The organism is Streptomyces sp. 2114.4 (genome assembly GCF_900187385.1).
Lineage (GTDB): Bacteria > Actinomycetota > Actinomycetes > Streptomycetales > Streptomycetaceae > Streptomyces > Streptomyces mooreae.
Genome location: NZ_FYEY01000001.1, coordinates 3,952,444 through 3,979,404, shown reverse-complemented (window position 1 = coordinate 3,979,404; position 26,961 = coordinate 3,952,444). Strand labels below are relative to the sequence as shown.

The following is a 26,961-nucleotide window of genomic DNA, read 5'->3' as shown; positions in this document are numbered from 1 at the left end:
GTACGGTTCCGGAGCGGAGTTGACCGCATGGATTCTGGGAACGGGGCGGGAATGCAGTCATACGGGGACGAAACGCGGCCATTGTCCGCGCTCTCGCTGCCCTCGCGGATCGTCATAGGGGTGGCGGCCTGCGCCCTCGCGGTCATCGTCGCGATTCATCTCGCCATGATGTTCCTGCACGTGGCGCCGTCGAACACGCTCAGCAAACAGCAGGGCGCCCTGATCAGCGACTACGTCTACCCCGAGTACGAACAGAACTGGAAGCTGTTCGCCCCCAATCCGCTGCAGCAGAACATCGCGGTACAGGTCCGTGCGCAACTGCGCACCGAGGACGGTTCCCCGCGGACCACCGGCTGGACCGATCTGACCGCCCGCGACGGCCAGGGCATCCTCCACAACCCGCTGCCCAGCCACACCCAGCAGAACCAACTCCGCCGTGGCTGGGAGCTCTTCGTCAACACCCACAACGCCCAGAGCCGCCCCGTCGGCCTGCGCGGTGAGCTCTCCGAGCGCTATATCCGGCGGCTCGTGATGCTCCGAATGGACGGCGAGTGGACCGAGGGCGGCGGCCGCGTCGAACAGGTCCAGGTCCGTTCGCAGACGACGGCGGTCCGCCCGCCGCCATGGAGCTCCGAGAAGATCAGCGAGAAGCCCGTGTACCGCGTGCTGCCCTGGTGGCAGGTCACCGCAGACGACCTGCCCAAGGGGGCGAACAGCCAGTGACGTCACCGACGCCCCACCAGCCTCAGCAGACGCCGAGCGACCAGCAGGCCCCGCAGACCACGGAGACGGCCGACGTGCCGCGGCAGGCCCAGGCACCGCAGACGTCCCCGGAGCCCGACGCCTACCGGGAGACCCGCATCGAGCGCGCCATCGGACGCGGCTTCGGGCTGGTCACCAGCCGTGCGCTGGCCCCGTACCAGACCGCCGTGATCCGGATCGGCTTCTCGGCGACGTGGCTGCTGTTCCTGCTGCGCGAGTGGCCGCACCGCGGGGTTCTCTACGGGCCCGACAGCCCCTGGAACCTGGACATGGCCCGCCGCCTTCTGGATGGCAACCACGCCTTCTCGGTCCTCCCCTGGTCCGACAGCCCCGGCTGGTTCGAGTGCGTCTACCTCATGGCCGTCGTGGCCGGCGCGCTGCTGATGCTGGGCTGGCGCACCCGCACCATGTCGGTGCTGTTCATGGTGGGCGTGATCTCGCTGCAGAACCGCAGCATCTTCATAGGCGACGGCGGCGACAACGTCATCCACCTGATGTCGATGTACCTCGTGCTGACCCGGTGCGGACAGGTCTGGTCGCTGGACGCACGCCGGGCGAAGCGGGCAGCGGCCGCCGCGCACGCCGCCGGTCGCGAGGAAGCCGCGCGCGCACCTGCCTCCCGCGATCTGCCCGGCGTCATCCTGTGGGCCGTGCTCGGCCTCGGTCTGGCCGCCGCCCAGCTCCAGGGCAGCTACGGCCTCAGCTGGTCCGAGGGCGGCCCGTTCCCGCACATCGGCTGGAGCCTGGCGCTGTGGGGCCTGTGGCTGGTACACGGTCTGTGGTGGGCGGTGCAGCGCTACGCACCCGGCGAGCCGCGCACCGTACTGGACACCCTCGCCAAGCTCGCCCACAACGGCGCGCTGCTGGTGATCGTGGTCGAGGTCTGCCTGATCTACGCCACGGCCGGCTGGTACAAGATCCAGGGCTCACGCTGGCAGGACGGCACCGCGGTCTACTACCCGATGCACCTGGACTACTTCTCCCCCTGGCCGGCGCTGTCCGAGCTGCTGGGCAGCAACGGCGTAATGGTCATGCTGATCACCTACGGGACGGTGATGGTGCAGGTCGCCTTCCCGTTCACGGTCTTCAACCGCCGGCTGAAGAATGTGCTGCTGGTCGCGATGATCTGCGAGCACCTTTCGATCGCGTTCCTGCTCGGGCTGCCGTTCTTCTCGCTCGCGATGATCACCGCGGACGCGGTCTTTCTGCCGACGAACTTCCTGACCTGGGTCTCCGCACGCCTCTCCGGCCTGCGCGAACGGCTCTTTTCGCGCGGCGCCGCGGCCCGCCCGGCCGACGGGCCCGGGGGCGGAGAGCCGGAGGCCCGTACGGGGCGCGGCGACGGTGGCCATACGCTCGTAGGGTGAGCAGCGAGAAAACCGCCCCCGCCGAGGCCCTTCAGTACGACGAGGGGTACGGGACCCAGATCGGCGTCGGACCGCATCCGGAGCCCTGGCCCCAGGACGACCGCCTGGACCCCGAGCTGCTTGCGCACGGTGACCGCCGCAATGTCGTCGACCACTACCGCTACTGGAGGCGCGAGGCGATCGTCGCCGACCTCGACACCCGCCGCCATGACTTCCATGTGGCGGTCGAGAACTGGGGCCACGACTTCAACATCGGCTCGGTCGTACGGACCGCGAATGCGTTCCTGGCCAAGGAGATCCATATCGTCGGGCAGCGCCGCTGGAACCGCCGCGGCGCGATGGTGACCGACCGCTACCAGCACGTCCGCCACCACCCGGACACCGCGGACCTCACCGCCTGGGCGGCGGCCGAGGAACTGCCGATCATCGGGATCGACAATCTCCCCGGTTCCGTGCCGCTGGAGACGACCGCGCTGCCGCGGCGCTGTGTGCTGCTGTTCGGCCAGGAGGGGCCGGGGCTGACCGAGGAGGCGCGGCGGCATGCCTCGCTGGTCTGCTCGATCGCGCAGTTCGGCTCGACCCGCTCGATCAACGCGGGGGCCGCGGCCGCCATCGCGATGCATGCCTGGATCGGCCGCCATGCGCGGATCGAGGGGCCGGAGGGCGGCTGACGGGCCCCGGGCACCGCCGGTGTCCGGCACGGGGCCCAGGAGAACGCTCCGGGCCTCAGGTCCCGAGTCGGGCTCAGGCCCGCACCTGGCGCCGGGCCCCGCACCCGGGGCGCGGGACCCGGCACCCGCACCCGTCATGCCGGCCGTCGCACCTCCACCGTCCGGAAGCGGTTGGCCACGAAGGCGCCGTCACACAGCGCCGCATTGGCCGCCGGGTTGCCTCCCGAGCCGTGGAAGTCCGAGAACGCCGCGGTCTGGTTCACATAGACCCCGCCGGTCAGATTCAGCGACAGCTGGGCGCACTCCTCCAGACAGGCCTCCTCCACCAGTTGTTCGACCTCGGTGGAGGTGGTGTAGGCGCCGACCGTCATGGCGCCCTTCTCGCGGACCGTGCGCCGCAGCAGATCCACCGCCTCGGCCGCGGAACCGACGGCCACCGCGAAGGACACCGGGCCGAAGCACTCCGAAAAATAGGCCGCCTCGGAGTTCGGCTTGGCGCCGTCGAGCTTGACGATCACCGGGGTGCGTACCGTGGCGCCGGGGAACTCGGGGTTGGGCACCTCACGGGAGGCCAGGGCCACTTCGCCGAGCCCGGCCGCCGCATCGATCCGCTCCTTGACCTGCGGATTGACGATGGCCCCCAGCAGGGCGTTGGCCCGTGCGTCGTCACCCAGCAGGCCGTCCACCGCGCCCGCGAGGTCGCTGACCACCTCGTCGTACGACTTCGGGCCGGCGTCCGTGGTGATGCCGTCGCGGGGGATCAGCAGATTCTGCGGAGTGGTGCACATCTGGCCGCTGTAGAGCGACAGCGAGAAGGCGAGGTTGCTGAGCATGCCCTTGTAGTCATCGGTGGATTCGATGACGACGGTGTTGACGCCGGCCTTCTCCGTGAAGACCTGCGCCTGCCGGGCGTGCGTCTCCAGCCAGTCGCCGAAGGCGGTCGAGCCGGTGTAGTCGATGATGCGGACCTCGGGGCGGACGGCCAGCGTCTTGGCCAGGCCCTCGTCCGGCCTGTCCACGGCCAGGCACACCAGGTCGGCGGGGAAGCCGGCCTCGGTGAGCACCTCGCGGGCCACCTTGACGGTCAGCGCCAGCGGCAGCACGGCGCGCGGATGCGGCTTGACCAGCACCGGGTTGCCGGTCGCCAGAGAGGCGAACAGGCCCGGATAGCCGTTCCACGTCGGGAAGGTGTTGCAGCCGATCACCAGGGCGACGCCGCGCGGCACGGCCGTGAAGCTCTTGGTCAGCTCGAGCGGGTCGCGCTTGCCCTGCGGCTTGGACCACGGCGCCTGCTCCGGGATGCGGACCTGCTCGGCGTACGCGTAGGCCACCGCCTCCAGGCCGCGGTCCTGGGCATGCGGGCCGCCCGCCTGGAACGCCATCATGAAGGCCTGGCCGCTGGTGTGCATCACGGCCTGCGCGAACTCGTGGGTCCGGGCGCTGATCCGGGCCAGGATCTCCAGACACACCGCCGCGCGCGTCTCGGGGCCGGCATCCCGCCAGGCGGGGAGCGCGGCGCGCATGGCCGGCAGCAGCACGTCCACGTCCGGGTGCGGATAGCTGATGTCCAACTTCAGGCCGTACGGCGAGACTTCCTCGCCGGTCCAGTCGTCCGTGCCCGGCTGGTCGAGCTCGAACCGGCGGCCGCGCAGGGCCTCGAAGGCGGCCAGCCCGTCGGGTGCGGCGCTCTCGCCGTACGCCTTCGGGTGCTCGGGGTGCGGGGACCAGTACGCGCGGGTGCGGATCGCCTCCAGCGTCTGGTCGAGGGTCGGGCGGTGCTTCTCGATCAACTGCGCTGCGGTCATTTCGGCGGCCATCGATGACCAACTCCTCGTCGAGCTGGGCGGAGAGCGGATAGGGACTGGGAGCGGACAGGGCAACGGAGTTAGAGTAACCGAACGATCGGTCGGGGCAAGAGGGTCCGGCCGGCCTGTGGAAAAGTCGGTCGGGGAGGATCAGCTGGCATGACGGCTCTCGCAACCAGCAGCACCGTGGCAGTGGTGGGCACCGGCACCATGGGGCAGGGCATCGCGCAGGTGGCGCTGGTCGCCGGCCATCGCGTACGCCTCTATGACACCGCCCCCGGGCGGGCCGGACAAGCCGCCGAGGCGATCGGGGCGCGGCTGGACCGGCTGGTCGAAAAGGGCCGGATCACGGCGGACGAGCGGGATGCCGCCCGCGGGCGCCTCTCCCCCGCCACCGCCCTCCCGGAGCTGGCCGACGCCGCACTGGTCATCGAGGCGATCCTGGAGCAATTGCCCGCCAAGCAGGAGCTTTTCACCGCGCTGGAGGACGTCGTGGCGGCCGACTGCCTGCTGGCCACCAACACCTCCTCGCTGTCCGTGACCGCGGTCGCGGGCCGGCTGCGCCACCCCGGCCGCTGTGTGGGCATGCACTTCTTCAACCCCGCGCCGCTGCTCCCCCTGGTCGAGGTGGTCAGCGGCTTCGCCACCGAGGAGGCCGCCGCCACCACCGCCTACGACACCGCCGCGGCCTGGGGCAAGAGGCCGGTGCGCTGTACGGACACCCCCGGTTTCGTCGTCAACCGCATCGCCCGCCCCTTCTACGCCGAAGCGCTGCGTGCCTACGAGGAGCGGGTCGCCGACCCGGCCACCATCGATGCGGTGCTCCGGGACGGCGCAGGCTTCAAGATGGGGCCCTTCGAACTGACCGACCTCATCGGACAGGACGTGAACGAGGCGGTCACCCACTCCGTGTGGCAGGCCTTCTTCCAGGACCCGAAGTTCACGCCTTCCCTGGCGCAGCGTCGGCTGGTCGAGTCCGGACTGCACGGCCGCAAGGCGGGGCGGGGCTGGTTCGACTACTCCGAGGGTGCCGCCCGGCCCGAACCGCGGACCGCCGCGCCCTGCCCGGCGCCCGCGTCCGTCGGCCTGCACGCGAAGCTGCCCGGCCCCGCGGTGGTGCTGCGCGAGCTCATCGAGGAGGCGGGCATCAAGGTCACCCGCGACCGGACGCCGGGGGAGTCGGAAGGCTTCCTCCGGCTGCCCGGCGGGGCCTGTCTGGCGCTGACCAACGGCTATCCGGCGACGTCCAATGCCCATGGGAAGTACATCCGCTTCGACCTCTCCCTGGACTACCGCGCCGCCACCCGGATCGCCCTGGCGGCCTCGGCGGCCGTCTCCGAGGCGGACCTCGCCGAAGCGGTCGGGTTGTTCCAGGCGCTGGGCAAGCAGGTCAGCGTCATCGAGGACGTACCGGGGATGATCGTCGCCCGGACCATCGCGATGATCATCGACTTTGCCGTGGACGCCGCGGCCCGTGGGGTCGCGAGTCCGGCGGACATCGACACGGCCATGCGGCTGGGCGTGAACTACCCCGGCGGTCCCCTGGAGTGGGCCGAGCGCCTCGGTGCCCAGTGGGTGTGGGATCTGCTGGACTCGATGCACCACCAGAACGCCGGCGGACGCTACGTACCGTCTTGGGCGCTACGGCGCCGTGCGGACCTCGAGGGATAGGTGCTCTAATCATGACCATGGCCAAGCGCGACACCTATACGCCCGATTCGCTGCTCGCGGTCGCCGTCGAGGTGTTCATCGAGCGCGGCTACGACGGCACGTCCATGGAGCACCTTTCCCAGGCGGCCGGCATCTCGAAGTCCTCGATCTACCACCATGTCCGCAGCAAGGAAGAGCTGCTGCGCCGTGCCATAAGCCGCGCCCTGGACGGGCTGTTCGGTGTGCTGGAGGAGCCGGGAGCCCTTGAGGGGCGGGCGATCGAGCGGCTGGAGCATGTCACCCGGCGCGTGGCCGAAGTGCTGATGGACGAACTTCCGTATGTGACGCTGCTGTTGCGGGTGCGCGGAAACACGGACACCGAGCGGTGGGCCATGGAGCGCCGCCGGGAGTTCGACCACGAGGTCTCCGACCTGCTCAAGCAGGCCGCAGCCGACGGTGACCTCCGGGACGACGTGGACATCCGGCTGGCCACCCGTCTGCTCTTCGGCATGATCAACTCGATTGTGGAGTGGTACCGGCCGGGGCGGGGCGGTGCGGTGAGCCGTGACGAGGTCGCCGAGGCCGTGGTGCGTACGGCGTTCGCGGGGCTGCGCAAGCCCTGACGCCGGGCTCGCAGGGCCTGACCTGCGTAGGTCCTGACCTGCGCAGGTGTCTGCCGGCCGCCCCCGGGAATCAGTCCTCCTCGGGCCCGAGGTCGGTCTCCTCGAAGACCAGCAGGGTGCGGGTGCTGAGCACTTCCGGTATCGACTGGATGCGGGTGAGGACCAGCTCCCGCAGCTCGCGGTTGTCCTTGGTGTGGACCAGGAGCAGCACATCGAAATCGCCGCTGACCAGCGCGATGTGGGTGGCCCCCGGCAGCGCGGTGAGCTGCTTGCGCACGGTCCGCCAGGAGTTCTGCACGATCTTCAGCGTGATATATGCCGAAGCGCCCTGACCTGCGCGTTCCTGGTCGATCAGGGCACTGAAGCCGCGGATCACACCGTCGTCGATCAGCCGGTTGATCCGTGCGTAGGCGTTGGCGCGCGAGACGTGCACCCGCTCGGCCACGGAGCGTATCGAGGCCCTGCCATCGGTCTGCAGCATGCGCAGGATGGAGCGGTCGATGGTGTCCAGCGGGCGTGCGGCGGGGGCCGGTGCCGGCGCTGGTGCCTGGACCGGTGGCGTCGGCGGTGCGGGGGCCGGCGGGGTGACGGCGGGTGGGGCGGGCGGCTGCCCGTCGGAATTGGCCATCTGTTCGCCCGGCATATGGTCCCGCCTCCCCTTTGTGGACGCCCTGTCTTCATCTCAAGCTGTGGAGAACCGTTTGTCCACAGGCTGAGTGCGCCTGTAGCCAAAATGCATCAACGACCGAACAATCGGTAGGGCAGGGCGTACCCGCCCTGGCCGATTCCATCCTGCCCACCCGCCGTTCGCCCACCACCCACATGAGGCGCATCGCGCCACCCCTTCGATCCGAGGAGGTGCTCGGCATGACGGTCCTAGAGCAGCCCGGCAGCAGCAGGAAGAAGAGCAGCCTGGCCGGCCCCCCGCCCGCCTGGCGTCCGCGCGTCGATCCCGCGCCCCTCCTGCCCGACGAGGAGCCGTACCGCCTCCTGGGCACGGATGCCGCGGCCCGGCTCGACTCCGGACTGCTGACCCGGCTCTACGCCCAGCTGGTGCGCGGCCGCCGGTACAACGCCCAGGCCACGGCCCTGACCCGGCAGGGACGCCTGGCGGTCTACCCGTCCTCCACGGGCCAGGAGGCCTGCGAGGTCGCCGCGGCGCTGGCGCTCGAAGACCGGGACTGGCTCTTTCCCAGCTATCGCGACACGCTCGCCGCCGTGGCCCGCGGCCTCGACCCCGTACAGGCGCTGACCCTGCTGCGCGGTGACTGGCACAACGGGTACGACCCGCACGAACACCGCATCGCCCCCCTGTGCACCCCGCTCGCCACCCAGCTCCCGCATGCCGTGGGCCTGGCGCACGCCGCCCGCCTCAAGGGCGACGACGTGGTGGCGCTGGCCATGGTGGGTGACGGCGGCACGAGCGAGGGCGACTTCCACGAGGCGCTGAATTTCGCGGCGGTCTGGCAGGCGCCGGTGGTCTTCCTCGTCCAGAACAACGGCTTCGCGATCTCCGTGCCGCTCGCGAAGCAGACCGCCGCGCCGTCCCTCGCCCACAAGGCGGTCGGATACGGCATGCCGGGCCGCCTGGTCGACGGCAACGACGCGCCCGCCATGCACGAGGTGCTCACCGAAGCCGTGCAGCGGGCCCGCAGGGGCGGCGGTCCCACTTTGGTCGAGGCCGTCACCTACCGCATCGAGGCACACACCAACGCCGACGACGCCACCCGCTACCGCAGCGACGCCGAGGTCGAGACCTGGCGGTCGCACGACCCGATAGCCCTTCTGGAGCATGAGCTGGCGGCCCGCGATCTGCTCACCGACGAATTCGTCGCCGCCACCCGGGAGGGCGCCGAGCAGCTGGCGGCCGGCCTCCGGGAGCGGATGAACGCCGATCCGGAGCTGGACCCGATGGACCTGTTCACCCATGTATTCGCCGAGCAGACCGGCCAACTGCGCGCCCAGGCTGCGCTGTTGCGCGCCGAGCTGGACGCCGAGGCCGACGGACACACCGAGGACACCGCGGGCGCCGACGGCTCCGCCGAGGAGGCCAGGCCATGACGACCACCGCCGCACCGGCAACCGCGCGCAAGCCCGCCACCATGGCGCAGGCGCTGACCCGCGCGCTGCGCGACGCCATGGCCGACGACCCGTCCGTCCATGTCATGGGCGAGGACGTCGGCACCCTCGGCGGCGTTTTCCGGGTCACCGACGGCCTGGCCAAGGAGTTCGGCGAGGACCGCTGCACCGACACCGCGCTCGCCGAGGCCGGCATCCTGGGCACCGCCGTCGGCATGGCGATGTACGGGCTGCGACCGGTCGTCGAGATGCAGTTCGACGCCTTCGCCTACCCCGCGTTCGAGCAGCTGATCAGCCATGTCGCCCGGATGCGCAACCGCACCCGCGGTGCGCTGACGATGCCGTTGACCGTCCGCATCCCGTACGGCGGCGGCATCGGCGGGGTCGAGCACCACAGCGACTCCTCCGAGGCGTATTACCTCGCCACCCCCGGGCTCCAGGTCGTCACCCCGGCGACCGTCGAGGACGCCTACGGGCTGCTGCGCGCCGCCATCGCCTCCGACGACCCGGTCGTCTTTCTGGAGCCCAAGCGCCTGTACTGGTCCAAGGCCGACTGGTCGCCCGATGCGCCCACCGAGGTCGCGCCGCTGGGCCGCGCCGCGGTCCGCCGCCGCGGCAGCAGTGCCACGCTGATCACCTACGGCCCCTCGCTGCCGGTCTGCATGGAGGCCGCCGAAGCCGCCGGTGCGGAGGGCTGGGACCTGGAAGTCGTGGATCTGCGCTCGCTGATGCCGTTCGACGACGACACGGTCTGCGCCTCGGTACGGCGGACCGGACGGGCCGTGGTCGTCCATGAGTCCAACGGGTTCGGCGGTCCCGGAGGGGAGATCGCCGCACGGATCACCGAGCGCTGCTTCCACCACCTGGAGGCGCCGGTCCTGCGCGTCGCCGGGTTCGACGTCCCCTATCCGCCCCCCATGCTGGAGCGGCACCATCTGCCCGGCGTGGACCGGATCCTGGACACCGTCGCCCGCCTCCAGTGGGAGTCGGACTGGACCGAGGGACGTGGTGAGTGATGGCCGTGGTCCGCGAATTCACGTTGCCCGACCTGGGGGAAGGCCTCACCGAGGCGACGATCGTGCACTGGATGGTCGAGGTCGGCGAGGTGGTGGCCATCGACCAGCCGGTGGTGGAGGTCGAGACCGCAAAGGCGATGGTGGAGGTGCCGTGCCCGTATGGGGGCGTGGTGACCGCCCGCTTCGGTGCGGAGGGGGAGGAAGTCCCGGTGGGGGCGCCGCTGGTGACGGTCGCGGTGGGGGCCGTGCCCGATGATCTGGCGGGGGCAGGCCCTGGGGAGGGGCCGGGAGCCGTTGCGGGTGCGGCGGGTGGTGCACCCGATGCGGGGGGTTCGGCGCCGCCTTCCGCCGGTGTCGCCGCTCCGGCCGGGGAGGGCGCGGCGGATGCCGGGTCCGGAAATGTGCTCGTCGGGTACGGCACGAGCGCGGCGGCGGCGCGGCGGCGCCGGATCCGGCCGGGGGGCGGGGCAAGCCCCATGGCGGGAGCGTCGCGGGCACCCGGAGGAGCGGCGGACGGCTCGGCCGGAGCGGGAGCGGGAGCGGGAGTCGAAGCGGCCGATCGTGCGCCCGGTGTCTCAGGGGCGGCCGACGCCGGGGCGGTGGCCGCGGGGGCGGTCGGCGTCACCGGGGAGAACGGTCCGGAAGGGCCGGCTGAGGCGGCTGGAGCGGCTGGAGCGGCTGGAGCGGCCGGGGCGGCCGGGGCGGCTGGGCTGGCCGGGACCGGCGCCGGTGCCGTGGATGCCGACAGCCGTACGGTGGCCGTCATTTCTCCGCTGGTGCGTCGGATGGCGCGGGAAAACGGGCTGGATCTGCGGGAGCTGACGGGATCCGGGCGCGATGGACTGATTCTCCGTACGGACGTCGAGTGCGCGATCCGGGCCCGACAGGAGCGGGAGCCCTCGGCGAGGGCCGGGGTAGTCGCCTCGGTGGGTGCCAGGGCGGCGAACGGTGCCGCAGGAATCGTCGGCGCCGGTGCGACCGGCGTGGTGGGGGCCGCGTCCGCCGCCGGAGCCGTGACGGTCCCCGGATCCATGGGAGCCGGCGCCGCTGCGGGCGAGGAACGGATCCCGCTGAAGGGGATGCTCGGTGCGGCCGCCGAGAAGTTCAGCCGCAGCCGCCGGGAGATCCCGGAGGCGACCTGCTGGGTGGACGCCGATGCCACCGAACTCCTCGCCGCCCGCAGGGCGATGAATGTGGCGGGCGCCCCCAAGGTGTCGCTGCTCGCGCTGCTGGCCCGGATCACCACGGCGGCGCTCGCACGGTTCCCCGAGCTCAACGCCACCGTCGACACCAAGGCCCAGGAGATCGTCCGGCTGCCCGCCGTCCATCTGGGCTTCGCGGCGCAGACCGACCGCGGTCTGGTCGTGCCGGTCGTACGGGACGCGCAGGCCCGTACGGTCGAGGAGCTGTCCGCCGAGATCACCCGGCTCACCGAAACCGCCAGGAGCGGCGGACTCTCCCTGGCCGAGCTGACACACGGCACCTTCACCCTCAACAACTACGGGGTCTTTGGCGTCGACGGCTCCACGCCGATCATCAACCACCCCGAGGCGGCGATGCTCGGCGTCGGCCGGATAGCCGCCAAACCCTGGGTGCACGAAGGCGAGCTGGCCGTCCGCCAGGTCGTCCAGCTCTCCCTCACCTTCGATCACCGGGTGTGCGACGGCGGCACCGCCGGAGGCTTCCTGCGACATGTGGCCGACTGTGTGGAACAGCCCGCGCTGTTGCTGCGGGGGCTGTGAGCGCGGTGTGGCCGGTGAGGGCGGTGTGGCCACCTGGCTGTGGTCGGTCAGCCCGGTGGGCCGGTCAGCCCGGTGTGGTGAGCGACCCCGGTGTGGTGGGTGACCTGGGGCGGCTGCTGTCGCCTCCGCTGTGGCGGAGCTGACAGCTGCCGCAGCGCCGGCACCGGTGTGATCCGCTCACCCCCGGCGATACTCAAGGGGTGAACGCCCCCACCGCCTACGACACCATCGTGCTGGCCGGCGGCGCGGCCCGACGGCTCGGCGGGGCGGACAAGCCCGCCCTGTCCGTCGGCGCTCGCCCCCTCCTGGACCGGGTGCTCGCCGCCTGCCCCGATGCCGCGATCACCGTCGTGGTCGGCCCGCACCGCCCGACCACCCGCGCGGTCGTCCGCGCCCTGGAGGACCCGCCGGGCGGCGGTCCGCTCGCCGCGCTGGCCGCCGGTCTGCGGCACACCACCGCCCCGACGGTGCTCGTCCTCTCCGCCGATCTCCCGTTCCTGACCACCGCGACCGTGCAGGGCCTGTTGGCAGCGGCGACGGGAACGCCCGGTGACGCCGGAGCGGGCGGCAGCGTCGTAGAGCCGGGCAGCAATGCCGTAGGGCCGGAGGACAGCGGTGCCCCTCCCGGTGGTGACGGCGCGATGCTCCAGGACGCCTCGGGACGGGACCAGCCGCTGGTGGCCGCGTACCGGGCCGCGTCGCTGCGCCGTGAGCTGGCGCGGGTGCGGGCCGGGCACGGCACTCTGGCCGGACTGCCGCTGCGCGCCCTGGTGAACGGGCTGCGGCTCGGACGGGTCCCGGACGTCACGGCCACGGCCTCCTTCGACTGCGACACCTGGGAAGACCTCAGCGCGGCACGCGCCCGTATCAGGGAGCATGGAAACGTGTTGGATGAATGGATCACCGCAGTCAAGGCCGAACTGGGCATCGAGCTCGATGTCGACACGGCGGCGCTTCTCGACCTCGCGCGGGACGCGGCGCACGGTGTGGCCCGGCCGGCCGCACCCCTGACGACTTTCCTGATCGGTTACGCGGCGGGCCGGCAGGGCCGGGACGTCAAGGAGCTGACCGAACGGGCCACCGCACTGGCCAACCGCTGGGCGGCGGAGGCCGAGGAGTCCGCCGGTCCGGCGGAGACCGGCGGCGGCCCGGGTGCCGAAACGAAGCCCGCAGAATGACCGACAGGGGCTTCGGCAAGGAATTCGACGGGGATTTCGAGGGCGATTTCGGCTGGGATTGCGGCGGGCAGCCCGGCGGCACGGTGGGCAGCGCAGGGAGCGCGGCGGCGGACGAGGGGCGCGTCGACCCGTTCGAGGAGGCGCTTGCACTGGCCAATGCCACGGCGCCGCTGCGCGTACGGCCCGGGGCCGAGGACAGCGGGGCCGGGCGGCCTACGACCGGCAGGGTGCCGTATGCCACCCGCGAGGCCGCGGCGGCCAACTCCGCCGCCGGCGGGGGCAGCAACGACATTCCCTACACACCGGACGACCCCTTCTCCCTCGATGACCCCATGGCCGCCGGGACCGGCGCCTCCGCACGCTCCTCCGGGCCCTCACGCGCACTCGGCAACGGCGCCTCTCGCCCCTCCGGGCCTTCCCGCCCCTCCGCCCCCGTCGGCCCCCAAGGCCCCCAAGGCCCCCAAGGCCCCCAAGGCCCCGAAGCCCCCGAAGCCCCCGAAGACCCTGCGGACCCCCCGCCTCCCCCCGGCCACGGCTCCCGTCCCGCCCCGGTCGCCGTCCCGTGGCACACCGCCCGGGACATCGCCGAGCGCGCCGTGACCGGTCCCCCCGAGCCCGTGACCTCGGCGCTCGGCGACGCGCTCGGCCGTACGCTCGCCGCTCCCCTCACCGCGCTCACCGATCTGCCGTCGTTCGACACCTCGGCGATGGACGGCTGGGCGGTGTCCGGCCCCGGCCCATGGCGTCTCGACCACCCCGCCGGCGCATCCGAGGCCGGCCCCCCTCCCGGCATCCTCGCAGGCCACGCCCCTGACCGGGCGCTCCACGACGGGCATGCGATCCCGATCGCCACCGGTGCGCGCGTGCCGTCCGGTGCCACCGCCGTGCTGCGCAGCGAGCACGGCGAGGTCCGTGAGCTGAGTGACGGCGGGCGGCGGCTGTATGCGCCGCAGCCCGCGCCGCCCGGTCAGGACATCCGCCCGCGGGGTCAGGAGTGCCGTCGCGGCGACCAACTGCTGCCCGTCGGCGCCCTGGTGACCCCTGCCGTGCTCGGCCTGGCCGCCGCGGCCGGTTACGACGAGCTGACCGCGTACCGCCGGCCACGCGCCGAAGTCCTCGTGCTGGGCGATGAGTTGCTGGGCCACGGCCTGCCGCAGGAAGGCCGGATCCGGGACGCGCTCGGCCCGATGCTCGCGCCGTGGCTGCATGCCCTGGGCGTCGAAGCGGCCGCGCCGCGCCATCTCGCCGATGACGCCGGCATCCTGTACGCCGCCGTTGCGGAGTCCACCGCCGACGTGGTGATCACCACGGGCGGCACCGCGGCGGGCCCCCTCGACCATGTGCACCCCACTCTGCGCCGGCTGGGCGCCGAGGTGCTGGTCGACGGGGTCGCGGTACGCCCCGGGCACCCCATGCTGCTCGCCCGCCTGGCCCCGCACCGGCATCTCGTCGGCCTGCCCGGCAACCCCCTCGCCGCCGTCTCCGGCCTGGTCACGCTCGCCGAACCGCTGCTCCGTACGCTCGCCGCCCGCCCTCCTGCCGCGCCGTACCGTACGCCGCTGGCCGGCCCGGTCCACGGGCATCCGCGGGACACCCGGCTCGTCCCGGTGGCCTACCGCGAGGACGAACGGCACGGCCTGATGGCGGCGCCGCTGCGCTTCCACGGCCCTGCCATGCTGCGCGGAATCGCCGCCGCCGATGCGCTGGCCGTCGTCCCGCCCGGTGGCGCGGAGCGCGGCACCGAGCTCGAACTCCTGGAACTTCCCTGGTCGGCCGGGGCGTCCGCGGGCTGGTCCCTGGGCTCATCGACGGGCTGGACCGCTCCGGGGGCCGGGTAGGGCCGGGCGCACCCTCTGCCACGCACATCCCCGGCCGCGTGCCCTCGACCGCGCACCGGTGCCGCGCATGCGTCAGCTGCTCGGCACCGCCTGCCGGATGGTGATCACGCGGTCGGTGAGTTCGAGTGTCGCTGCCTGCGGATCGCTGTAGCTCAGCACCCGGTGCCCCCGTACGACCGCCACCACCAGATCACCGAGCTCCCGGGGCGAGCGGCCCGCCTCGCTCTTCGTCACCGGTCGCTCGTCGAGATCCAGCCCGCTCCCGTAGGTCAGCAGATCCTCCAGGACCGTGCCGACGTACGGGCTGGCCATGGACATACCGAGCAGCCGCCCCGCCGCGCTGGAACTCGTGATGACCATGTCGGCGCCGCTCTGCTTCAGCAGCGGTACGTTTTCGTCCTCCCGGACCGCCACCACGATCGAGGCGTGCGTATTGAGCTGCCGTGCCGTCAGCGTCACCAGGGCCGCGGTGTCGTCGCGCTGGGTGGCCACGACCACGCGCGCGGCACGCTGCAACTCGGCTCTGGTCAGCGTGTCGGAGCGGGTCGCGTCTCCGTGCACGCCCACGAAGCCGTCACTGCTGGCGGCGTCCACGACGGTCTTCTGCGGGTCGACAACGACGATCTGCTCTTTCGGGACGCCCTGACCGAGCAGCGTCTCGATGGTGTGGCGGCCCTTCGTCCCGTACCCGATGACGACGACGTGATCTCGCATGCGGGACCTCCAACGGTGAATGCGTACCTGGTGCCGGGTGCGCGCGGTGAGGACTTCGAGCGTGGTGCCGACCAAGATGATCAGGAACAGCACGCGGAGCGGCGTGATGACCAGGATGTTGGTCAGCCGTGCGCCATCGCTGACCGGCGTGATGTCGCCGTAACCGGTGGTCGAGAGGGTGACCGTCGCGTAGTAGGCCGCGCCGAGGAAATCGACCTCGTGGTGGGCGCTGTCGCGGTATCCGGCGCGGTCGAACCACACGAGCAGCGTCGTGAGGGCCAGCACGCCGAGCGCCATCACCAGCCGCCGCAGGACCTGTTGGAGGGGCGGCACCATGCCTTGGGCGGGCAGGACGATGGAGCGGCCGGCCTCGGTGTCGTCCTTGGCCTCGGTCCGGGTGCGGGACCACAGGGAGCGGAGGGTGGAGGAACTGCCCGTCCCGCGGCGCGGTTGCTGCTCGCCGCTCATCCGGCCGGTGCTCCCAAAGCGGCCGGGGCTGAGACGGTCTGTGAAGGAGACATACCTCCCATGCTCCTTGATTCGGGCACCCCGCGTGCCCGGCCGCGGCGGGAGCCGGCGTGCGGCGGCAGGATGCCGCCGCACCGGCCGAGGTGCGAGCTGGGGTGAGCTGTGGTGGTGATCACGGAGCGTTGATATCGCCGGTGGCGGGGCGGTCGTGGGGTGATGCCGGGGCGCTCACCCGGTGGAGTGGCAAGTCGTACCGGAGAGCAGACAGCCGTGGCCCGGCACCCGGCCGTGGCCCAAGGGCCGCTCGCCGTAGCCCGGCACCGCCCCGCCGGACCCACCCGGCACCCCCGCCCCGGACCCTGCCCGGCACCGCGCCCGAGCCGCCCGCTGCCTCGGCCCGCGGCTGCCCCCGTGCGCCGGACGGAGGAATAACCGCACGTCATCCGGGGGCCGGTGGCCGACCCGGCGGTAGTTGTGGACCCCCGCACCGTCGCCCTGTGCGCGGACGACGAGTAGCCTCGCGCCATGCGAGCGATCACTATCCCGGAGCCCGGTGGACCCGAAGCACTTGTCTGGGCGGAGGTGCCCGATCCGCAGCCCGCCGAGGGCGAGGTCCTGATCGAGGTCGTGGCCAGTGCCGTGAACCGTGCCGACCTGCTCCAGCGCCAGGGCTTCTACGACCCGCCGCCGGGGTCCTCCCCGTATCCGGGGCTGGAGTGCGCGGGGCGGATCATCGGGCTCGGTCCCGGCGTGCACGGCTGGGCCGTCGGCGACGAGGTGTGCGCGCTGCTGGCGGGCGGCGGATACGCGGAGAAGGTCGCCGTCCCTGGCGGGCAGGTCCTGCCCGTGCCGAACGGCCTGGATCTGGTCTCGGCCGCCGCGCTGCCCGAGGTGACCTGCACGGTCTGGTCGAACGTCTTCATGATCGCGCACCTGCGGCCCGGCGAGACGCTGCTGGTCCACGGTGGTGCCAGCGGCATCGGAACCATGGCGATCCAGCTCGCCAAGGCGGTCGGTGCGCGGGTCGCGGTCACCGCCGGCGGCCCCGAGAAGCTGGCCCGCTGCGCCGAGTTGGGCGCGGACATCCTCATCGACTACCGCGAGCAGGACTTCGTCCAGGAGATCCGCAAGGCCACCGATGGCAGGGGCGCGGACGTCATCCTCGACATCATCGGTGCGAAGTATCTGCAGCGGAACATCAAGGCGCTGGCGGTCAGCGGGCGGTTGGCGGTCATCGGGCTGCAGGGCGGGGTGAAGGCGGAGCTGAATCTCGCCGCCCTGATGGCGAAGCGCGCTGCGATCACCGGCGCCGGGCTGCGGGCCCGCCCGCTGAACGAGAAGGCGGCCATCGTCGCCGCCGTCCGGGAGCATGTCTGGCCGCTGATCGGCAACGGACAGGTGCGGCCGATCGTGGACCGTACGCTCCCGATGCCCGAGGCCGCCGAGGCGCACCGCATCGTGGAGGACAGTGCGCATGTCGGCAAGGTCGTGCTGACCCTCTGAGCCGGCCCGGCCACCCCTCCCGTCACCCGCGCCGCCCGGGCCCGCCCCGCCCGCGTCCCGTCGGGTAACCCGCCTGATATGTCCGAGATGCCGTGAATCTCATCACATGTGACTCTGATGAGGTCACCCGACGGCTCGGCACGGGAGGGGCACTGTGGTCGCTCCAGGTTTCCGTTCGCGCATTGCCACCGGTCTGTTGGTGGCCGCCGTCGTCCTGCCCGTTCCGATAGGAGCTACCTCGGCTGCGGCCGCGGACCGGCGGGGCACACCGGTCGACCGCCCCCCGCACCTCGCCCGCCCGGGCGATCAGCCCGACGACTATGCGCAGGACGAGACCGGACCCGATGAGTACGGGTTCGACGAGTACGGGCCCGACGACTTTGCGGCCGACCGTCGTCCGTTCGGTGGCCGCGATGACGGAGCGGGCCGGGGCCACCATGGTCACCCCGGCCGTCCCGGGGCGCCGGCGCGCCTCCCGGAGCTGTCGCCTCGCTTCCCCGGGATGCCGGATGCCTTTCCGCGCTTCCCGCACCGGCCGTCGCACCGCCACTTCGGTGGTCCTCACCTGCCCGGACGGTGGCACCACCGCCCGCATCACCCGTTCAGCCCTGCATTCGTCGGGCCGGACGGTCCGTCGTACCCCTTCCCGGGACCTGACGACGGCGCGGGCTTCCCGGGGGCGGGTCATCACGGGCCGACCGCCGGGGCGAACGCTCCGGATGCCGACCGTGCGCACCGCCGCCCCGCTCCGCGCCCCCCGGCGCCGAAGCACCCCAGGCCCGCGGCGTCCGCATCCCATGCGGCAAAGAGCACCCCGGCACGGCTGTCGTCCTCGCATCGCTTCGATGTCGCCGACCGGTTCACCCGGCGTCCCTACGAGGCGTTGCCGCCGCTTCCGACCCCTTCCGCCCCGGAGGGGGCGCGCTCGGTACGGGAAAGCGCGGACGGCGAAGCGGCCGCAACGGCGAGTCCTTACGCCATGGAATCCCCGGACGCACCGGTCGAGCGAGTCCTTCCGCTGGGCGCCGGCCTCGCTCTCACGGGCCTGGGGCTGGCTTTCTTCGCCCTTCGGCTGCGCCGGAGCTGATGCCGGCCGCTTTGTCGGCGGACCTGCTGGCGGTCCTGTGGGCTGTCTTGTCCGTGGCGTTGTCGGCGGTTTCACGTGAAACGGTGGGAATCCGTTGTTTCACGTGAAACCGCGGCAGCCGAGCCCGCCCGGAAGGGTGGATCACCTTCTCTCAGGGGCACCACCCTTCATGACCCCTCGTACGAGAGAATGGCGGCATGGATATGCCGATGAATGAACGGTCGCAGGAAAATCCGCACGTCCTGGTGGTCGGCCCGGACGGCATGGCACTCGGCAGCTCCGGTGGCGGGGGCGAGGGCGACGAGCCCCGTGAGACCCCCGTGACGGACATGGTTGAACAGCCTGCGAAGGTCATGCGCATCGGCAGCATGATCAAGCAGTTGCTCGAGGAGGTGAAGTCCGCGCCTCTGGACGAGGCGAGCCGGGTCCGGCTCAAGGAGATCCATGCCAGCTCGGTCAAGGAGCTGGAGGACGGGCTGGCGCCCGAGCTGGTCGAGGAGCTGGAGCGGCTGTCGCTGCCGTTCACCGATGAATCGGTGCCGACGGATGCGGAGCTGCGGATCGCCCAGGCTCAGCTGGTGGGCTGGCTGGAGGGCCTTTTCCACGGCATTCAGACCGCACTGTTCGCCCAGCAGATGGCCGCCCGTGCCCAGCTGGAGTCGATGCGCCGCGCGCTGCCGCCCGGAGCCGTTCCGATGGACGGCGAAGAGGCCAAGCCCGGCCCGGGCGGCGCCCGCTCGGGCCCGTACCTCTAACCCGGTCCGTACTTCTCACCCGGCCCGTACTTCTCCTCACTCGGGCTCACTCGGGCCCGTACCTCCCACGCTGTCCCGGAACCGCATGCCGGAGCCGGCGCACCACGCGCGGAACAGACAGCAGCGGAACAGACAGAGGGGGCCGGCACGCTGTGCGCGTGCCGGCCCCTTTGCTGTCCACGGGCGGCCCTGGCGGTCCGTCGCCGTCGGCGACCTCCGTCAGCCGCTGCGGCCGGTCGAGACGGTCAGCTCGATGGGCTCGGTCTTGCTGGGGAGCCAGTAGCTGAAGGCGGCAGGCGTCTGACTGGTGACGGTGTTCTTGCCCCAGAGCGCACTGTCCTCGTGCGCGACGATCTTGTACTTCCAGCCTGCGGCCTCGATGCACTTCGTCACCGAGCCCAGGTTCTTGAAGCGGAACGAGGGGACGAGGATCTTGCCCTTCTCGCTGAAGCTCTTGCTCGGGTTGGTGCACTCGGACATCAGGATCGTCGCCGACTTGTCCTCCGGCTTGACGTTCTGGGCCGGCGAGGCCGTCTCGATGTCGGTGTCGTCGGAGTAGGCCGAGGACGGGCTGACGCCACCGCCGTTGTCCTCGCTGGAGCCGGCGCTCAGTCCGATGCCGATCGCGATCGCGGTGACCACGATCACGCCGACTATCGCCGAGATGACGACCACCGCGGTGTTGTTCTTGCGCCGGGCGGGGCCACCGGCCGGCGGCATCGAGGCCGTCACGGGCGGCGGGCTGTACGGCGGCGGCTGGAAGCCACCCGAGTTGAAGGGTGCCGGCCCCGGAACGGGCCCCGGCGCGGGCGTCGGGTAGCCGCTGTTCGGCGGCGGGGGCGTCGGGTAGGTGTTGTTCGGCGGCGCCGGCGTCGACGGGCCGAACCCGGCCGCCTGCGTCGGCTGGTACGGCTGCTGCACGCTCGGCGGCGCCGGGGTCTGCGGGTTGCCGGAGGCGGTGGGGAACACCGCGGAGGAGACCGAAGCGCCACTGGTGCGCGCCCGCGGGCCCTCGCCGATGATCAGTGGCGTGGCACCGGACTGCCCGGAGCCGACGATCCGCAGGCACTCGTCCCGCATCGCCTCGGAGGTGGGGAACCGCTCGTTGGGATTCTTCTTCAGCGCGCGGGCCACCAGCGCGTCCACGGCCGGCGGCAGCGAGCTGTTGATGCTCGACGGGACCGGGGGCTCTTCCTGGACGTGGGCGTAGGCGATGGCGAGCGGGGAGTCCGCGTCGAACGGCAGCTGACCGGTCAGCAGCTCGAAGAGCATGATGCCGACGGAGTAGAGGTCGGAGCGGGCGTCCACGGCCCGGCCGAGGGCCTGCTCGGGCGACAGGTACTGCGGAGTGCCGACGACCATGCCGGTCTGGGTCATGGACGTCACGCCGGACTGCATGGCGCGGGCGATGCCGAAGTCCATGACCTTGACCACGCCACGCTTGTTCAGCATGACGTTGCCGGGCTTGATGTCCCGGTGGACCAGGCTCATTTCATGGCTGACCTCGAGCGCGGCCAGCACATCGGCCGTGATCTTCAGGGCCTTTTCCGTCGGCATCGCGCCATGCTGGGCGATGTCGTTGTCCAGATCGGAGCGCAGCGGCTGGCCCGCGACGTACTCCATGACGATGTACGGCACCATGCCGCCGTCGAGCTCGTCCTCGCCCGAGTCGTAGACCGAGACGATATTGGTGTGCGTGAGTTTCGCCACGGACTGGGCCTCACGCCGGAAGCGCTCACGGAAGGCCTGCTCGCGGCCGAGTTCGGTGTGCAGCGTCTTGATCGCGACCTCGCGGTCCAGCACGCTGTCGTAAGCGAGGTGCACGGAGGCCATGCCACCGGCGCCCAGAAGATCCCGAAGCTGGTAACGTCCTCCGCCGACCGAACGGCCCTCGAATTGGCCCTGAGCGCCGTCCTGGCTCATCGTTCCGCTTCCCCCTAGGCGCTATACGCACATGTATAGCGATCAAAATCTGGAATTCCGCAGCCAAGTCTGCCCCAGGCCTCGGACACGTCAAGCTGTGTGCCCGTTCCGTGACCAGATGTGCAAGATCCCGTCGCGGTCAGAAGACGGTTCCGTGCCTCATTACCCCAGGTGAGCTTGCGGCAAGTGACGCGCGGCAGGTTTGATGGCCGGTCCGCGACGGACCGGCGAGTGCCGCGGAGCCTGTAGCGTGCTCTAGCGAAGACCGATGACCTTACCGCTCTCATGCGGATTGATTCGACGGCGAGGACCGATGGCACCGACGCAGAGCCCCCAGGGCCCGTCCGATCCTGACGCCACCGGCTCCAATATCCCCGACGCACCGGAGATGTGGGGCAACGGCGGGCTGGTCGGCGATGGCCGCTACCGGCTCACGCGACGGCTCGGCCGCGGCGGAATGGCGGAGGTGTTCGCGGCCGAGGACGTACGTCTCGGCCGGACCGTCGCCGTGAAGCTGCTGCGCGCCGACCTCGCCGAGGACCCGGTCTCCAAGGCCCGCTTCACGCGTGAGGCACAGTCCGTGGCCGGGCTGAACCACCACGCGGTGGTGGCGGTCTACGACTCCGGCGAGGACCTGGTCGGCGGCAACACCGTGCCGTACATCGTGATGGAGCTGGTCGAGGGCCACACCATCCGCGATCTGCTGCTCAACGCCGACGCCCCGCCGGCGGACCAGGCGCTGATCATCGTCTCCGGTGTGCTGGAGGCACTGGCCTACAGCCACCAGCACGGCATCGTGCACCGTGACATCAAGCCCGCGAACGTGATCATCACGAACACCGGCGCCGTCAAGGTCATGGACTTCGGTATCGCCCGTGCCCTGCACGGCGCCGCGTCCACCATGACCCAGACCGGCATGGTCATGGGCACCCCTCAGTACCTCTCCCCGGAGCAGGCGCTCGGCAAGACCGTCGACACCCGTTCCGACCTGTACGCCACCGGCTGCCTGCTCTACGAACTCCTCACCCTGCGGCCGCCGTTCACCGGCGAGACGCCGCTGTCGGTCGTCTACCAGCACGTTCAGGACATGCCGGTGGCGCCCTCCGAGGTCGCCGACGCGGTGCCCCCGGAGCTGGACGGCCTGGTCATGCGGTCGCTGGCGAAGGACCCCGACGACCGCTTCCAGTCCGCCGAGGAGATGCGCGGCCTGGTCCAGTACTCGCTGCAGATGCTGCACGAGCAGGGCGGTCACACCGGCACCTGGAGCACCGGCCCGGTCGCGGTGCACGAGGGCGGTCACACCTCGTCCCTGGGGGCTGCGGCCACCACCGCGCTGCCGCACCCCGACGCCGGGCAGACCACGGCGCAGCCGATCCTCACGCCCGGTATGCGGGCCGACGACGGCGGCTTCGACGGCGGGCCCCGGCCGGCCAAGGGCGGCCGCGGCAAGGTCTGGCTGATCGCTGCGCTCGCGGTGATCGCCATCGCCATGGGTGTGGCCTTCGCGATGCAGAACACCGGTGGTCAGGGCAAGAAGCACGACACCCCCACGTCGCAGTCGCCGAAGCCGACGAAGGACGACAAGGCGAGCGAGCAGCCTTCGGAGGAGCCGAGCGTCCCGGAGAGCGACCCCGGCAACACGGGTGAGGACGACAGCACATACAGCGAGCCGCCGCCCGAGCAGCCCAGCACGCCGGAGACCTCACAGCCGCCCACGTCACAGCCGCCGACATCGGAGCCGCCGACGTCCGCGCCGCCCAGCGACACCGGAGGGACGTCCGACGGCGGCCCCACGGACGGCACCGCTGACGGGGGCGCCGCGGACGGCGGCACCGCCGACGGCGGGGCGAGCGCCGGTACGGACGGCGGCGCCACCAGCGGCAGCGGCGCGGACGGCGGCCCCGGCACCACGCTCGGTGCGGGCGGCTGAACCGTCGCCCTGCCCGGCTCAGCCGGTGAAGGCGTTCCGTACGGCCCGGTACTCGCGGGTCCACCACACGGCCAGTGCGGCCGCTGCCGGGAACTGAGGGTCGGTGCGGCGGTCGCCCAGCTGGTAACGCCAGGTCAGCATCCAGAAGTCGTTCAGCCGCTCCCACCACACCCGGTGGACGGCCGCCGCGAGCTCATCGGCGCCGGCATGGCAGGTCCTGCGGTAGGCGCCCGCGTACGCCGCCACCTTCGCCAGGTCCAGCGTGCCGCACGGGCGGACGAAGAAGATCGCGGCGGCGCGCACCGCCTCCTCGGCCCGGGGGTGGACGCCCAGCCGGTCCCAGTCGACGATCGCAGTCGGCTCCGCGTCGCGGTAGAGCACATTCAGCGGATGGAAGTCCCCGTGCACCCAGCCGGCCGGCGGCTCCGCGCCGGGGGCCGGACGGTGGTGCGCCAGCTGCGCCAGCAGGGCCCGGCGCTCCAGCAGGCGGTGTTCGGCGAGTTCGTCGAAGCTGGTGCGCGGCCGGGCGCCGCGGGCCAGGGCCAGCAGCTCCTCGATCGTCTCGAAGGTCCGCTCGGGGTCGGCGCCGGCGTCCGCGCAGGGCAGCCGGGGCGGATGCGGCTCGTCGGCCATGACCTGCTCCAGCGTGGTGTGGACGAGCCCGAGCAGGGCGCCGAGCTGCCAGGACTGGCCGCGGGTCAGTGCGGCGCCGCCCAGGTGCCCGCCTTCGACCCAGGGGTGCAGGGCGTAGCAGCGGCCGTCGAGGACGGTGACGGTGTGGCCGTCGTCGTCCGCGACGGGCGGGACGACCGGCAGGCCGAGCGCGGCGAGCCGGCGGGTGGCGCGGTGCTGGCGGGTGAGGGCCGCGCGGTCGCCGTCGAGGTGGTGTTTGAGGAAGTAGCGGCCGCGGGTGGTGGCGAGGAAGTAGCCGTGGTTGAGCAGGCCCTCGGCGACGGGTTCGCACGACAGCGGCGCACCGGCGCCGGCGTAGTGGCGGAGCAGGGATCCGAGGGTGGCTTTGTCGGGCGTTGCCGCCGTCCGGACTACAGATGAGCGCAGCACGCGCCAGATGTTAGATCAACTGCGCGCGTCGGGGTGGGTGTGCCGGAAAGCCTTACGCAGAGTGCGCATAGCGGAAGACGGGTACATCGGTGAGGCAGTGCATGGTCACGAACTCCGGCTCGATGCGCAGGAAGACCGGGTCGAAGGGGACGCCGTCGGCGAGCAGCGGAGTGCGGCCGAAGAGCGCGCGCACCGCGGGGGTGGGCTCGATGACCCGGGCGGTGCCGGTGAACTGCACCGACCATGTGTCGGGCTCGCCGCTGTTGACGTTGTCGGCCTCGTAGGCGACCACGCTGCCGTCCAGGGCCTGGTGGTAGTCGTAGCCGCGGTGCAGCCGCAGGACCAGCCGTCCGTCGAGGACGAGGTGACGGGTGACGGTGGTGAAGGGCAGCGCCCGCCGACTGGCCGAGACGCGCCCGTAGGGCGTGCGGCTCAGCAGGTCGATGGCACGGTAATTGTCGGTGGGCATGTCACCACCTTGCCGGGCGGTTCCGGTCGGCACGTAGGGGCCGGCAGCCCTCGGCGGACCGGGTCGATGGTCCTGAATCGCCATGAGCCGGGCAGGGCGGCGCCCGGCTGTTTCAGTGGCGCTCCGCCTGCCGTCGTGCGACGTACGCGGCGGCCTGCGAGCGGCGCTCCATGCCGAGCTTGGACAGCAGGCTGGAGACGTAATTCTTGATCGTTTTCTCGGCGAGATGGAGTCGTTCACCGATGGCGCGATTGGTCAGCCCCTCGCCGATCAGGTCGAGAATCCTGCGTTCCTGGTCGGTGAGGTTCGCCAGCCGGTCGTCGCCCTTCGCGGTATTGCCGTCGCGCAGCCGCTCCAGCACGCGGGCGGTGGCCACGGGGTCGAGGAGGGACTTACCGGCCGCCACCTCGCGCACCGCGGAGAGCAGTTCATTGCCCCGGATGGCCTTGAGGACATAACCGGCCGCACCGGCCAGAATCGCATCGAAAAGGGCCTCGTCATCCGCGAACGAGGTGAGCATCAGGCATTTGATGTCCTCGTCCTGCGAACGGATCTCACGGCAGACCTCGACACCGCTCCCGTCCGGCAGCCGGACGTCGAGCACCGCCACGTCCGGACGCGTCGCCGGGATCCTGACCAGGGCATCTGCGGCGGTACCCGCTTCGCCGACCACCTCGATGTCGTCCTCGACCGACAGCATTTCGTGAACGCCACGCCGGACCACTTCGTGGTCGTCGAGCAGGAATACCGTGATTTTTCCGTCTTCGCGCACCTCACCAGTCTCACACATCAACCCTTCCCGTGCTCCAGGTCAGCGATATAACGTGCCGTTGTCCCGGCGGCCTGCAACGCTGTGACCAGGAGTTGTTCCAAGCCTCCGCGGTTTACTTGGAAATCCAAGCAAAATCGCAGGTCAGCGCCGTTTCCACTTCGGCTTTGACAATGGGTAACGTGCAATGAGCAGGCCACCTTCCGGGAGCTTTGTTCCACCCGGAGCCGGCCGCGTTCGCACACACCCCGTGCGCCGTATCGGATACCGGGTGAGCCGCAATACGGCCACCGGCGGACCCCGGGGGCCGGACAGACGGAGGAGCAGCACGTGACCGTGGAAGGCACTGCGCAGCGGAAAAACGCCCGCGGCAGCAGCAAGCGCACCACCGCCAAAAAGGCGACGTCGGCGAAGAAGGCGTCCCCGGCCAAGAACCGGAACTCCGGTCGGCCCGAGCAGGCGGAGCAGGACCAGCTCGTACAGCTGCTGACCCCCGAAGGGAAGCGGGTCGAGCACCCGGATTACTCGATCGATCTCTCCGCCGACGAGCTGCGCGGGCTCTACCGCGACATGGTGCTCACGCGGAAGTTCGACGCCGAGGCGACCACCCTCCAGCGCCAGGGCGAACTGGGTCTGTGGGCCTCGCTGCTGGGTCAGGAGGCCGCCCAGATCGGCTCCGGCCGGGCGCTGCGCGACGACGACTATGTCTTCCCGACCTACCGCGAGCACGGTGTGGCGTGGTGCCGGGGCGTCGACCCGACGAATCTGCTGGGCATGTTCCGCGGTGTCAATCACGGCGGCTGGGACCCCAACAGCAACAACTTCCACCTGTACACCATTGTCATCGGTTCGCAGACGCTGCATGCGACCGGCTATGCGATGGGTGTGCAGAAGGACGGCACGGATTCCGCGGTCATCGCGTATTTCGGTGACGGTGCCTCCAGCCAGGGAGATGTCGCGGAATCCTTCACCTTCTCCGCGGTCTACAACGCCCCGGTCGTGTTCTTCTGCCAGAACAACCAATGGGCGATTTCCGAGCCCACCGAGAAGCAGACCCGAGTGCCGCTCTACCAGCGCGCCCGCGGTTACGGATTCCCCGGCGTACGGGTCGACGGCAATGACGTGCTGGCCTGTCTCGCGGTGACCAAGGTGGCGCTGGAGCGCGCGCGTACCGGCCAGGGCCCGATGCTCGTCGAGGCCTTCACCTACCGCATGGGTGCGCACACCACCTCCGACGACCCGACGAAGTACCGGGAGGACGAGGAGCGGGCGGCCTGGGAGGCCAAGGACCCGATCCTGCGGCTGCGGATGTATCTGGAGGCCGAGGGCCTGGTCGACGAGGCGTACCTCGCCTCGATCGACGAGGAGAGCGAGGCCCTGGGCAAGCGGGTCCGCGATGCCGTGCGTGCCATGCCCGACCCGGACACCATGGCGATCTTCGAGAATGTCTATGCCGACGGGCATGCGCTCGTCGATGAGGAGCGCGCGCAGTTCGCCGCGTACCAGGCGTCGTTCGTCGATGCCGATGCCGCCGCGGAGGAGAACTGACC

21 protein-coding genes are annotated in these 26,961 nt (G+C 71.4%); 14 read left to right on the top strand and 7 right to left on the bottom strand.

Annotation, left to right across the window (positions count from 1 at the left end; genetic code table 11):
• The first annotated feature begins 51 nt into the window (after window positions 1-51).
• The 3 genes from CFW40_RS17420 to CFW40_RS17410 are packed head-to-tail and all read left to right on the top strand — an operon-like array spanning window position 52 to window position 2,800.
• On the top strand, window positions 52-723 hold the full coding sequence (locus tag CFW40_RS17420; RefSeq protein WP_088798771.1) for a DUF5819 family protein: 672 nt from the start codon (window positions 52-54) through the stop codon (window positions 721-723).
• Complete coding sequence (locus CFW40_RS17415; RefSeq protein WP_371127289.1) at window positions 720-2,129, top strand: HTTM domain-containing protein; 1,410 nt, start codon at window positions 720-722, stop codon at window positions 2,127-2,129. The genes CFW40_RS17420 and CFW40_RS17415 overlap by 4 nt, the downstream gene beginning before the upstream one ends.
• Window positions 2,126-2,800, top strand: a complete 675-nt coding sequence (locus CFW40_RS17410; RefSeq protein ID WP_088798770.1) for a TrmH family RNA methyltransferase — start codon at window positions 2,126-2,128, stop codon at window positions 2,798-2,800. The genes CFW40_RS17415 and CFW40_RS17410 overlap by 4 nt, the downstream gene beginning before the upstream one ends.
• A 134-nt stretch (window positions 2,801-2,934) precedes the next feature.
• Here CFW40_RS17410 and paaN read toward each other — a convergent pair whose 3' ends face one another.
• On the bottom strand, window positions 2,935-4,617 hold the full coding sequence (paaN, locus tag CFW40_RS17405; protein ID WP_088798769.1) for a phenylacetic acid degradation protein PaaN: 1,683 nt from the start codon (window positions 4,615-4,617) through the stop codon (window positions 2,935-2,937).
• Window positions 4,618-4,764: 147 nt separating this feature from the next.
• Here paaN and CFW40_RS17400 point away from each other — a divergent pair, with 147 nt between their 5' ends.
• Both CFW40_RS17400 and CFW40_RS17395 read left to right on the top strand, forming a co-directional pair.
• Complete coding sequence (locus CFW40_RS17400) at window positions 4,765-6,276, top strand: 3-hydroxyacyl-CoA dehydrogenase (RefSeq protein WP_088798768.1); 1,512 nt, start codon at window positions 4,765-4,767, stop codon at window positions 6,274-6,276.
• Between the two features lie 11 nt (window positions 6,277-6,287).
• Entirely contained in the window at window positions 6,288-6,878 is a 591-nt protein-coding gene (locus CFW40_RS17395) for a TetR/AcrR family transcriptional regulator (protein WP_088798767.1), read from the top strand.
• Window positions 6,879-6,948: 70 nt separating this feature from the next.
• Here CFW40_RS17395 and CFW40_RS17390 read toward each other — a convergent pair whose 3' ends face one another.
• Entirely contained in the window at window positions 6,949-7,521 is a 573-nt protein-coding gene (locus CFW40_RS17390) for an Lrp/AsnC family transcriptional regulator (protein WP_088798766.1), read from the bottom strand.
• Window positions 7,522-7,745: 224 nt separating this feature from the next.
• Between CFW40_RS17390 and pdhA (CFW40_RS17385) the strand changes: the two genes are divergently transcribed.
• The 5 genes from pdhA (CFW40_RS17385) (at window position 7,746) to CFW40_RS17365 (ending at window position 14,731) form a co-directional block, all read left to right on the top strand.
• Window positions 7,746-8,939, top strand: coding sequence for a pyruvate dehydrogenase (acetyl-transferring) E1 component subunit alpha (pdhA, locus tag CFW40_RS17385; RefSeq protein WP_088798765.1), 1,194 nt, complete (start codon window positions 7,746-7,748; stop codon window positions 8,937-8,939).
• The gene (locus CFW40_RS17380; RefSeq protein ID WP_088798764.1) at window positions 8,936-9,973 is read left to right on the top strand and encodes an alpha-ketoacid dehydrogenase subunit beta; all 1,038 of its coding nucleotides are present in this window, start codon (window positions 8,936-8,938) and stop codon (window positions 9,971-9,973) included. Before pdhA (CFW40_RS17385) ends, CFW40_RS17380 begins: the two co-directional genes overlap by 4 nt.
• A complete protein-coding gene (locus CFW40_RS17375) occupies window positions 9,973-11,715 on the top strand; it encodes a dihydrolipoamide acetyltransferase family protein (RefSeq protein WP_088798763.1) in 1,743 nt (580 codons plus the stop codon). Before CFW40_RS17380 ends, CFW40_RS17375 begins: the two co-directional genes overlap by 1 nt.
• 200 nt (window positions 11,716-11,915) lie before the next feature.
• Window positions 11,916-12,893 carry a DUF6457 domain-containing protein gene (locus CFW40_RS17370; RefSeq protein ID WP_088798762.1) on the top strand — a complete coding sequence of 326 codons (978 nt, stop codon included), beginning with the start codon at window positions 11,916-11,918 and terminating at the stop codon, window positions 12,891-12,893.
• The gene (locus CFW40_RS17365) at window positions 12,890-14,731 is read left to right on the top strand and encodes a molybdopterin molybdotransferase MoeA (RefSeq protein WP_088798761.1); all 1,842 of its coding nucleotides are present in this window, start codon (window positions 12,890-12,892) and stop codon (window positions 14,729-14,731) included. Before CFW40_RS17370 ends, CFW40_RS17365 begins: the two co-directional genes overlap by 4 nt.
• Before the next feature lie 72 nt (window positions 14,732-14,803).
• On the opposite strand, the gene CFW40_RS17360 is transcribed toward CFW40_RS17365, so the two are convergent.
• Window positions 14,804-15,913: a TrkA family potassium uptake protein gene (locus tag CFW40_RS17360; RefSeq protein WP_088798760.1), complete on the bottom strand. Its 1,110-nt coding sequence runs from the start codon at window positions 15,911-15,913 to the stop codon at window positions 14,804-14,806.
• Window positions 15,914-16,438: 525 nt separating this feature from the next.
• Between CFW40_RS17360 and CFW40_RS17355 the strand changes: the two genes are divergently transcribed.
• Both CFW40_RS17355 and CFW40_RS17345 read left to right on the top strand, forming a co-directional pair.
• The gene (locus CFW40_RS17355; RefSeq protein ID WP_088798759.1) at window positions 16,439-17,416 is read left to right on the top strand and encodes an NAD(P)H-quinone oxidoreductase; all 978 of its coding nucleotides are present in this window, start codon (window positions 16,439-16,441) and stop codon (window positions 17,414-17,416) included.
• A 1,284-nt stretch (window positions 17,417-18,700) separates the two neighbouring features.
• Window positions 18,701-19,258, top strand: a complete 558-nt coding sequence (locus CFW40_RS17345) for a bacterial proteasome activator family protein (RefSeq protein ID WP_176956475.1) — start codon at window positions 18,701-18,703, stop codon at window positions 19,256-19,258.
• Window positions 19,259-19,477: 219 nt separating this feature from the next.
• Here CFW40_RS17345 and CFW40_RS17340 read toward each other — a convergent pair whose 3' ends face one another.
• Window positions 19,478-21,181, bottom strand: coding sequence for a protein kinase (locus tag CFW40_RS17340; RefSeq protein WP_088798756.1), 1,704 nt, complete (start codon window positions 21,179-21,181; stop codon window positions 19,478-19,480).
• 313 nt (window positions 21,182-21,494) lie between these two features.
• Between CFW40_RS17340 and CFW40_RS17335 the strand changes: the two genes are divergently transcribed.
• Entirely contained in the window at window positions 21,495-23,111 is a 1,617-nt protein-coding gene (locus CFW40_RS17335; protein WP_088798755.1) for a protein kinase, read from the top strand.
• Between the two features lie 18 nt (window positions 23,112-23,129).
• On the opposite strand, the gene CFW40_RS17330 is transcribed toward CFW40_RS17335, so the two are convergent.
• The 3 genes from CFW40_RS17330 to CFW40_RS17320 form a co-directional block, all read right to left on the bottom strand.
• Entirely contained in the window at window positions 23,130-24,173 is a 1,044-nt protein-coding gene (locus tag CFW40_RS17330) for a phosphotransferase (protein ID WP_088798754.1), read from the bottom strand.
• Window positions 24,174-24,225: 52 nt separating this feature from the next.
• The gene (locus CFW40_RS17325) at window positions 24,226-24,642 is read right to left on the bottom strand and encodes a pyridoxamine 5'-phosphate oxidase family protein (RefSeq protein ID WP_088798753.1); all 417 of its coding nucleotides are present in this window, start codon (window positions 24,640-24,642) and stop codon (window positions 24,226-24,228) included.
• A 112-nt stretch (window positions 24,643-24,754) separates the two neighbouring features.
• Window positions 24,755-25,414: a response regulator transcription factor gene (locus CFW40_RS17320; RefSeq protein WP_088798752.1), complete on the bottom strand. Its 660-nt coding sequence runs from the start codon at window positions 25,412-25,414 to the stop codon at window positions 24,755-24,757.
• Between the two features lie 327 nt (window positions 25,415-25,741).
• Here CFW40_RS17320 and pdhA (CFW40_RS17315) point away from each other — a divergent pair, with 327 nt between their 5' ends.
• Window positions 25,742-26,959 (top strand): pyruvate dehydrogenase (acetyl-transferring) E1 component subunit alpha, encoded by a 1,218-nt coding sequence (gene pdhA, locus CFW40_RS17315; RefSeq protein WP_088798751.1) that lies wholly within the window; start codon window positions 25,742-25,744, stop codon window positions 26,957-26,959.
• Window positions 26,960-26,961: the final 2 nt, after the last annotated feature.

Bases quoted from the DNA above. Each gene is read 5' to 3' on its own strand.
- CFW40_RS17420 (WP_088798771.1), top strand. From the start codon at position 52: ATGCAGTCATACGGGGACGAAACGCGGCCATTGTCCGCGCTCTCGCTG.
- CFW40_RS17355 (WP_088798759.1), top strand. From the start codon at position 16,439: ATGCGAGCGATCACTATCCCGGAGCCCGGTGGACCCGAAGCACTTGTC.
- CFW40_RS17395 (WP_088798767.1), top strand. From the start codon at position 6,288: ATGACCATGGCCAAGCGCGACACCTATACGCCCGATTCGCTGCTCGCG.
- CFW40_RS17360 (WP_088798760.1), bottom strand. From the start codon at position 15,913: ATGAGCGGCGAGCAGCAACCGCGCCGCGGGACGGGCAGTTCCTCCACC.
- CFW40_RS17375 (WP_088798763.1), top strand. From the start codon at position 9,973: ATGGCCGTGGTCCGCGAATTCACGTTGCCCGACCTGGGGGAAGGCCTC.
- CFW40_RS17400 (WP_088798768.1), top strand. From the start codon at position 4,765: ATGACGGCTCTCGCAACCAGCAGCACCGTGGCAGTGGTGGGCACCGGC.
- CFW40_RS17390 (WP_088798766.1), bottom strand. From the start codon at position 7,521: ATGCCGGGCGAACAGATGGCCAATTCCGACGGGCAGCCGCCCGCCCCA.
- pdhA (WP_088798765.1), top strand. From the start codon at position 7,746: ATGACGGTCCTAGAGCAGCCCGGCAGCAGCAGGAAGAAGAGCAGCCTG.
- CFW40_RS17335 (WP_088798755.1), top strand. From the start codon at position 21,495: ATGGCACCGACGCAGAGCCCCCAGGGCCCGTCCGATCCTGACGCCACC.
- CFW40_RS17345 (WP_176956475.1), top strand. From the start codon at position 18,701: ATGGATATGCCGATGAATGAACGGTCGCAGGAAAATCCGCACGTCCTG.
- paaN (WP_088798769.1), bottom strand. From the start codon at position 4,617: ATGGCCGCCGAAATGACCGCAGCGCAGTTGATCGAGAAGCACCGCCCG.
- CFW40_RS17365 (WP_088798761.1), top strand. From the start codon at position 12,890: ATGACCGACAGGGGCTTCGGCAAGGAATTCGACGGGGATTTCGAGGGC.
- CFW40_RS17340 (WP_088798756.1), bottom strand. From the start codon at position 21,181: ATGAGCCAGGACGGCGCTCAGGGCCAATTCGAGGGCCGTTCGGTCGGC.
- CFW40_RS17325 (WP_088798753.1), bottom strand. From the start codon at position 24,642: ATGCCCACCGACAATTACCGTGCCATCGACCTGCTGAGCCGCACGCCC.
- CFW40_RS17380 (WP_088798764.1), top strand. From the start codon at position 8,936: ATGACGACCACCGCCGCACCGGCAACCGCGCGCAAGCCCGCCACCATG.